The organism is Tardiphaga sp. vice304 (assembly GCF_007018905.1).
In the GTDB taxonomy this organism is placed as follows: Bacteria; Pseudomonadota; Alphaproteobacteria; order Rhizobiales; family Xanthobacteraceae; genus Tardiphaga.
The window spans coordinates 967,501-975,000 of record NZ_CP041402.1; the positions used below are offsets into that span (position 1 = coordinate 967,501).

Here is a 7,500-nt window from a genome sequence, read left to right on the forward strand (position 1 = left end):
GGCGCCGATGAGCCATTCAACAGCGATATCGGCGCCTTGTTACCGATCGCGCTATGTGGCCGGACTTCGTTGTAGTCTCTACGCCAATCCTCCATTTTCTGCCGTGCGTCGTCAAGGCTCAGTAACCAGTGCGTGTTCAGGCATTCGCTTCTGAACTTGCCGTTGAAGGATTCGATGAAGCTGTTGTCCGTCGGCTTGCCTGGCCGCGAGAAGTCCAGCACGACGCCCTTCTGATAAGCCCAGATATCGAGATCGCGAGAGATGAACTCTGATCCCTGGTCGACACGGATGGTTTTCGGATAGCCAACGGTCTTGCAGATGCGCTCTAGGGTGACCACGACATCCTCGCCACGATAACTGAAACGCGGATCGACGGCTGGCGAGAAGCGGCTAAAGGTATCGACGATCGTCAGCACGCGGATCTTGCGGCCCGTGGCGAGCTGGTCGTGCACGAAGTCCATTGCCCAGGTCTCGTTGACCTGGACAGCATCTGTTCGATCCTCACGCAGCTTGGCCTTCACGCGACGCTTCGGCGTTTTGTTGCGCAATTGCAGGCTCAACTCCCTATAAAGACGGTAGACACGCTTGACGTTGACGTCCCAGCCCTCACGCAGCAGTAGGACATGGACCCGGCGATAGCCGTATCTCACCCGCGTCTCGCAGATCTCCCTGATCCGGTGTTTGAGAGCGGCCTGGTCGCCACGCTTCGACTTGTAGCCGTAAAGTGCGCGATCGATCCGGAGCGTCGAACAGGCCCGCCTGATCGAGACCTTCCAGTCGCCGCACACCCTGTCGACAAGCTCGCGCTTGCGGTCAGGCCTCAGAGTTTTTTTGAGAGCACATCCTGCAGCATGGCCTTGTCCAGCGACAGGTCAGCTACGATCCGCTTCAGCTTGCCATTCTCTTCCTCCAGCTGACGCAAGCGCTTCATCTCCGAGGGCATCAGGCCTGCATACTTCTTCCGCCAGTTGTAAAAAGTAGCCTCGCTGATCCCGGCCTTGCGGCAGACCTCCGCGACTGCCGAGCCATCTTCCGCCTGCTTCAAAACGAATACGATCTGCGCTTCTGAAAACTTCGATGCCTTCATGGAACTCTCCTCGTCCCCGTCAGGGGATCATAAATGGAAAATTCCAGGTCAAACTGGCCTAATTTGGTGGGGGCACGTCAGACGATAAGTGGAATTCCTGCCTGAAGGCGGCAATAATCGCCGCGCACAGGAGAGACCATGAGCAGGCGACCGCGCCGGAATCACACACCGGGCTTCAAGGCGAAGGTGGGATTGGCGGCCATCAAGGGCGATCGCACGATCACCCAGCTTGCCGAGCATTTCGACGTTCACCCCAATCAGATCACGACCTGGAGGGCGCAGTTCGAGAACGCCGCCTCCGGGGTGTTCGGGCCGGGAGGCACGGCGCCGGCGGAACCCGCCGTCGATGTCAGATCGCTGCATGCCAAGATCGGCGAGCTGACACTGGAAAATGATTTTTTAGAAGGCACGCTCACCAAGGCAGGATTGCTGAGCGCAAGACGATGATCGACCGTGAGCACGATCTGTCGATCACAAGACAGGCGAAGGTTTTGCAGATCAGCCGCCGCAGCATGTATTACCTGCCGCGTCCGGTGCCGGATGCCGACCTTGCGATCATGCGGCTTCTGGATCGGCTGCATCTGGAGTTTCCCTTCGCCGGTTCGCGGATGTTGCGCGGCCTGCTGGCTGCCGAGGGATGCAAGATCGGCCGCCGGCAGGTAAAGAAGCTTATGCGACGGATGGGGATCGAGGCGCTGTACCGGCGTCCGCGTACCACCCGGCCGGAGCCGGGCCACAAGATCTAACCATATCTGCTGCGCGGAATGGAGATCACACGGCCAGACCGGGGCTGGGTGACGGACATTACCTACATTTCGATGGCGCGCGGCTTCGTCTACCTCGCCGCGGTGCTCGACTGGGCGACCCGCCGGGTGCTGTCATGGAGGCTGCGTTCTGCGTCGAGACGCTGCAGGACGCTTTGGCGCGCCACGGCAAGCCGGAGATTTGCAATACCGACCAGGGTTCGCAGTTCACCGGCCAGGCCTTCACCGGAGTGCTTGCCGACAACAGCATCGCGATCAGCATGGACGGCAACGGCGCCTGGCGGGACAACGTGTTCGTCGAGCGGTTGTGGCGAAGCATCAAATACTAGGAGGTCTACCTGCGGACCTACGACAGCGTCAGCTAAGCGCGACAATCGATCGGCCGGCATCTGGATTTTTACAACGGCCGAAAGCCGCATTCGAGTCTTGACGGCCGGACTCCTGATCAGGCCTACTTCAACCCGCTGCCTATCCGCATGGCAGCCTAACTCCGGCAGAAGCTCCGCTTATCGACGCGGAGATTCTGTTCAGACAACCGGGACCACCTCAGGCAACAAGCCCTGTCCGTTATTCCACATCGACAAAACGCTGCCGGGCGGAGCAGGCGGTCTTACCGATATTTCCGAAATGATCTTCCGCGCAGCGCTGAAGCCTTCTCGTTGATCGGCGATAATCGCAACGATTGAAACCTCATCGTCGCGCAGATTTATCTGGCGATACTCAACTTTCGCAACATGGTTTGCTAGCAGCGGATTGATACCGGAAAGCCTCGGGATAGCTTGTTTTCCAGGGGCCTGACAGATTTTAACCTGGAACTATCATTGGCTGGTCCTGCACGATCTGGTCGAGCGCATAACCGAGCAGGACATCGTCGCGCAGATTTTTGAGCCGGGCCCACGCTTCTACCTTCTACCGCTTCAAGAAGACGCGCTACATGCCGGCCGAATTTTCCGGCGCCATTTATCGCCTCGGCCACGGCATGGTGCGCGATAAAGATAGCCACAACCGTATCTCCACGGCCGGAGCGGAAGGCGGCGTCGCAGAACTTAAGCAGTTTTTTCAGTTCACCGGCCTGCACGATGGCATTGTCGATGACTTCCCCAATCCTCCGCATGGTCTTCACGTTCCGACGTTGCCGGGCAAATGGATCATCGACTGGCGTCGCTACCACAAAGTGCTTTTGACGAATCCGGCCGGAGTGCCGCTCAACCCCTCACGCAAGATCGACCCGTTCGTGTTACCCGCTGCATCCGTTGCCAGGAGAGTGAGCCTTCCGTTCCGCAACCTCAAGCGCGGCGCGCGCTTCGGTCTGCGTTCGGGGCAGGATGTCACCAGGGAGATGAAGATCCAGGATGCCTTGACGCTGCAAGAGATCACGAAGGGCGCGGATGGCGCTGCTGCCAACAAGCATCATCGGCATACCAACACACCGCTCTCGGACTACCTCCTCAAGGAGGCGGAGCAGCGCGGCAATGGCGGGAAGCTCGGCCCGGTCGGGGGGACGCTCCTGGCCGAAGTCTTCCTCGGGCTTGTCCATGGGGAGCAACGGTCCTGCCTGTGGCAGAGGGGCAAGAACTGGAAGCCGATCCTGCCTTCGAAGGCGCCGGACAGTTTTACCATGGCAGACCTGTTGCGCCCTGTGGGGGACATCAGTCCGATCGACGGAGTATCGCTCGTGTAGCCGCGCCACACCGGCTGAAATCAGGGGTAATGCCCGCTCGCAAGCGGCGTTGCGCGGTTTTGCAGCGGTGTGCATCGCCAGGATCCGCAAATACCGTTCCGGATGGTCAAATAGCTGCCAGGCAGACGGCCTCCGTGCCGGCTTCCGAGTATCGTGGGTGTTTAAGGCGGTCCAACGGACCCGCGGCGAGGAGCTCCATCGAGCGATCGACGCGACCTCAAGCGAAAAAAAACAAAATCATAAATCGCCGAATGCGCCGATAGTACCGCCTGAGATTGTACGACCCCTCGCAGGTACTCCAGGACGCTTGTCCATTCGTCGGTAAAACAAGTGTTTTGCGTATCGTTCCACAGGCTGACCGCCGCATGACGTTTTTCTGACGACGGACGTTGACAGATCAGAGTGCCAGCGCCTATAAACCGGCCACTGAGCGCGGCGGCGGCGGGGCCCAACGGCCCGGACCACTTGCTTGTGTTTAGAAGCTCCTCATCATGAAGAGTGAAGCAACAACCGCTCAAAATCGGTTGCTGATTTGCTGTCGCGGTGAGGTGTCGGTTCGCTGGAAACAGTGGCTGACAATCTTCTTCCAGGAAGATTTGCTGGTGTTGTTCTTCGGAAGGGCGCCGCGAATTATTCTGAAAAAGAGGGTTGCTTCCTTCCTCTGGAAGTTCTAAAGGTTCGCTCCCTTCGGGGCGCTGGTGTTCTTCGGAACACAGCCTGATGGCTTTCAAAGTGGAAGATCAGTTCGAAATTTCTCCCTTACGGGGAGGGCGATGCTTCGCGCATCGGGTTGTTTGACAAGTTTAGATGAAGAAAGAGAAACGTGGACGGCGGAGTCCTTGCGGGCCTTGATCAGGAAGCATTCGACGCAAGTTGGTGTTTTGGGATTGAGGCCGGACGAAAGACTTCGGCGGTACACGTTTTGATACAAAGGTTACACCATCGTTGTTTGCGCTGTGAAGCGCGGACGGCAGGTTGATCGAGCTTCGGCTTGATTGACCAAGTATGGTGGGACCTCGTCAATACGATGTGATCAGCCGGTTCAAAGTTCAAGTCCAACTTGAGAGTTTGATCCTGGCTCAGAGCGAACGCTGGCGGCAGGCTTAACACATGCAAGTCGAACGGGCATAGCAATATGTCAGTGGCAGACGGGTGAGTAACGCGTGGGAACATACCTCTTGGTTCGGAACAACACAGGGAAACTTGTGCTAATACCGGATAAGCCCTTACGGGGAAAGATTTATCGCCGAGAGATTGGCCCGCGTCTGATTAGCTAGTTGGTGTGGTAAAGGCGCACCAAGGCGACGATCAGTAGCTGGTCTGAGAGGATGATCAGCCACATTGGGACTGAGACACGGCCCAAACTCCTACGGGAGGCAGCAGTGGGGAATATTGGACAATGGGCGCAAGCCTGATCCAGCCATGCCGCGTGAGTGATGAAGGCCTTAGGGTTGTAAAGCTCTTTTGTACGGGAAGATAATGACGGTACCGTAAGAATAAGCCCCGGCTAACTTCGTGCCAGCAGCCGCGGTAATACGAAGGGGGCTAGCGTTGCTCGGAATCACTGGGCGTAAAGGGTGCGTAGGCGGGTTTTTAAGTCAGAGGTGAAATCCTGGAGCTCAACTCCAGAACTGCCTTTGATACTGAAAGTCTTGAGTATGGGAGAGGTGAGTGGAACTGCGAGTGTAGAGGTGAAATTCGTAGATATTCGCAAGAACACCAGTGGCGAAGGCGGCTCACTGGCCCATTACTGACGCTGAGGCACGAAAGCGTGGGGAGCAAACAGGATTAGATACCCTGGTAGTCCACGCCGTAAACGATGAATGCCAGCCGTTAGTGGGTTTACTCACTAGTGGCGCAGCTAACGCTTTAAGCATTCCGCCTGGGGAGTACGGTCGCAAGATTAAAACTCAAAGGAATTGACGGGGGCCCGCACAAGCGGTGGAGCATGTGGTTTAATTCGACGCAACGCGCAGAACCTTACCAGCCCTTGACATGTCTATGATCGGTACCAGAGATGGAACCTTCCCTTCGGGGCATAGAGCACAGGTGCTGCATGGCTGTCGTCAGCTCGTGTCGTGAGATGTTGGGTTAAGTCCCGCAACGAGCGCAACCCCCGTCCTTAGTTGCTACCATTTAGTTGAGCACTCTAGGGAGACTGCCGGTGATAAGCCGCGAGGAAGGTGGGGATGACGTCAAGTCCTCATGGCCCTTACGGGCTGGGCTACACACGTGCTACAATGGCGGTGACAATGGGACGCTAAGGGGCAACCCCTCGCAAATCTCAAAAAGCCGTCTCAGTTCGGATTGGGCTCTGCAACTCGAGCCCATGAAGTTGGAATCGCTAGTAATCGTGGATCAGCATGCCACGGTGAATACGTTCCCGGGCCTTGTACACACCGCCCGTCACACCATGGGAGTTGGTTCTACCTGAAGGCAGTGCGCTAACCGCAAGGGGGCAGCTGACCACGGTAGGGTCAGCGACTGGGGTGAAGTCGTAACAAGGTAGCCGTAGGGGAACCTGCGGCTGGATCACCTCCTTTCTAAGGATGGATCTTCAGTGACTTGTCACTATCGATCCTCTTTTGAAACATCAGTGGCCAACAATCTCGGTTGTTAGGCTGCATAGGCGGGACACCGCCGTCTTCGTTTCTCTTTCTTCGCGGACGAACACACGCTGGGGCGTGCTTGTGACGTTCTCAGCTGATGCCGAAAGGTGTCGATTGGGAATTCCGAGTATATGCCCTTTAGTAGTTAGGGCTTGTAGCTCAGTTGGTTAGAGCGCGCGCTTGATAAGCGTGAGGTCGGAAGTTCAAGTCTTCCCAGGCCCACCACGTTTTGCCTTTGCGCGAGACGAGATGACGTTCAATCGGCTGGTCAGGCTTCGTGTTTTCTGGAACGGGGGCATAGCTCAGCTGGGAGAGCGCGTGCTTTGCAAGCATGAGGTCGTCGGTTCGATCCCGTCTGCCTCCACCAGAAACTTTCTGATGGATGGCAACGAGATTAGCCAGACCAATTCACCTTTCTTCATTGTGTGTTCACGACTAGCGCCATCGGTGCAGCAGTCGTTTGAGGTCCGCGATAACATCACTTCGCTTGTGATATCCTTCGGGATGTCGCTCGCGGGATTTCTGACATCGTAAAGAGGAGATCGATCCGAACAGGATCCACGCAGAGCAATCTGCCTGAGATCATTGTGTAATCTCCAAGATCATGACTACGAACGCTTTGCTTGCATCGCTTCCGTGGCGCATATCTTTTCCAACGAAGCTTGACCGCCTCGTTGCCGGTTCGATCTTACGAAGCAAGCTGGTCTTTCTAATCATATCCGCTGCATGAAGTGCGCTGGGCTTGACCGTCCGGCGTGCGGTTTTGCGTGTGAAGTCTTCGGACTTCAGGGCGCAAGCAGCATGCAGTTACCCGCGCCGAGCGGGGTGGATATAGATAATGAGAGCAATCAAGTGCCTTAAGGGTGTTCGGTGGATGCCTTGGCGATGAGAGGCGATGAAGGACGTGCTACGCTGCGATAAGCTATGGGGAGCTGCGAAGAAGCTTTGATCCATAGATTTCCGAATGGGGAAACCCACCTTCGATAGCCGGAACTCTAAATGCATCATCACGCAAGTGAGGGTGGATTTGGATTTCCGGTTATCAGTTGAAGGTATGAGACTTCTGAATTCATAGGAGGTTTCAAGCGAACTCGGGGAACTGAAACATCTAAGTACCCGAAGGAAAGGACATCAACAGAGACTCCGTTAGTAGTGGCGAGCGAACGCGGACCAGGCCAGTGGTATATCAAAGACAACCGGAAGCAGTCAGGAAAGCTGTACCTCAGAGGGTGATAGTCCCGTACGGGTAATGCAATGATATATCCTAGAGTAAGGCGGGACACGTGTAATCCTGTCTGAACGTGGGGGGACCACCCTCCAAGCCTAAGTACTCCTCATCGACCGATAGTGAACTAGTAC

6 protein-coding genes, 2 tRNA genes and 2 rRNA genes (2 of these 10 cut by a window edge) are annotated in these 7,500 nt (G+C 56.4%); 9 read left to right on the forward strand and 1 reads right to left on the reverse strand.

The window, feature by feature from the left end; all coding sequences use genetic code 11:
- Window positions 1-1,087 (reverse strand): IS3 family transposase gene (locus tag FNL56_RS04595; RefSeq protein WP_143571799.1). Its coding sequence is split into 2 segments (ribosomal slippage): window positions 1-835 and window positions 835-1,087, totalling 1,101 coding nucleotides; it reaches 13 nt to the left of the window's first position; the frame shifts between segments, so codons are not numbered across the junction.
- A 138-nt stretch (window positions 1,088-1,225) separates the two neighbouring features.
- Here FNL56_RS04595 and FNL56_RS28715 point away from each other — a divergent pair.
- The 9 genes from FNL56_RS28715 to FNL56_RS04630 form a co-directional block, all read left to right on the forward strand.
- Window positions 1,226-1,534: a transposase gene (locus tag FNL56_RS28715; protein ID WP_368039331.1), complete on the forward strand. Its 309-nt coding sequence runs from the start codon at window positions 1,226-1,228 to the stop codon at window positions 1,532-1,534.
- A complete protein-coding gene (locus FNL56_RS28720) occupies window positions 1,531-1,833 on the forward strand; it encodes an IS3 family transposase (protein WP_368039332.1) in 303 nt (100 codons plus the stop codon). Before FNL56_RS28715 ends, FNL56_RS28720 begins: the two co-directional genes overlap by 4 nt.
- 72 nt (window positions 1,834-1,905) lie before the next feature.
- The gene (locus tag FNL56_RS28725; protein ID WP_368039347.1) at window positions 1,906-2,514 is read left to right on the forward strand and encodes a hypothetical protein; all 609 of its coding nucleotides are present in this window, start codon (window positions 1,906-1,908) and stop codon (window positions 2,512-2,514) included.
- Between the two features lie 271 nt (window positions 2,515-2,785).
- Window positions 2,786-3,532 (forward strand): hypothetical protein, encoded by a 747-nt coding sequence (locus FNL56_RS04605; protein WP_143581800.1) that lies wholly within the window; start codon window positions 2,786-2,788, stop codon window positions 3,530-3,532.
- Window positions 3,533-4,023: 491 nt separating this feature from the next.
- Complete coding sequence (locus FNL56_RS04610; RefSeq protein ID WP_143571801.1) at window positions 4,024-4,206, forward strand: hypothetical protein; 183 nt, start codon at window positions 4,024-4,026, stop codon at window positions 4,204-4,206.
- Window positions 4,207-4,588: 382 nt separating this feature from the next.
- A 16S ribosomal RNA gene (locus FNL56_RS04615) occupies window positions 4,589-6,075 on the forward strand.
- Window positions 6,076-6,289: 214 nt separating this feature from the next.
- A tRNA-Ile gene (locus FNL56_RS04620) sits at window positions 6,290-6,366 on the forward strand.
- Between the two features lie 66 nt (window positions 6,367-6,432).
- A tRNA-Ala gene (locus FNL56_RS04625) sits at window positions 6,433-6,508 on the forward strand.
- Between the two features lie 479 nt (window positions 6,509-6,987).
- Window positions 6,988-7,500: ribosomal RNA gene (locus tag FNL56_RS04630) — 23S ribosomal RNA — on the forward strand; it runs 2,307 nt beyond the window's last position.
- The 16S and 23S rRNA genes sit together here with 2 tRNA genes alongside, the layout of an rRNA operon.

Excerpts from the sequence above, each read along its gene's own strand:
- FNL56_RS28725 (WP_368039347.1), top strand. The coding sequence starts at position 1,906 with ATGGCGCGCGGCTTCGTCTACCTCGCCGCGGTGCTCGACTGGGCGACC.
- FNL56_RS04605 (WP_143581800.1), top strand. The coding sequence starts at position 2,786 with ATGCCGGCCGAATTTTCCGGCGCCATTTATCGCCTCGGCCACGGCATG.
- FNL56_RS28720 (WP_368039332.1), top strand. The coding sequence starts at position 1,531 with ATGATCGACCGTGAGCACGATCTGTCGATCACAAGACAGGCGAAGGTT.
- FNL56_RS04610 (WP_143571801.1), top strand. The coding sequence starts at position 4,024 with ATGAAGAGTGAAGCAACAACCGCTCAAAATCGGTTGCTGATTTGCTGT.
- FNL56_RS28715 (WP_368039331.1), top strand. The coding sequence starts at position 1,226 with ATGAGCAGGCGACCGCGCCGGAATCACACACCGGGCTTCAAGGCGAAG.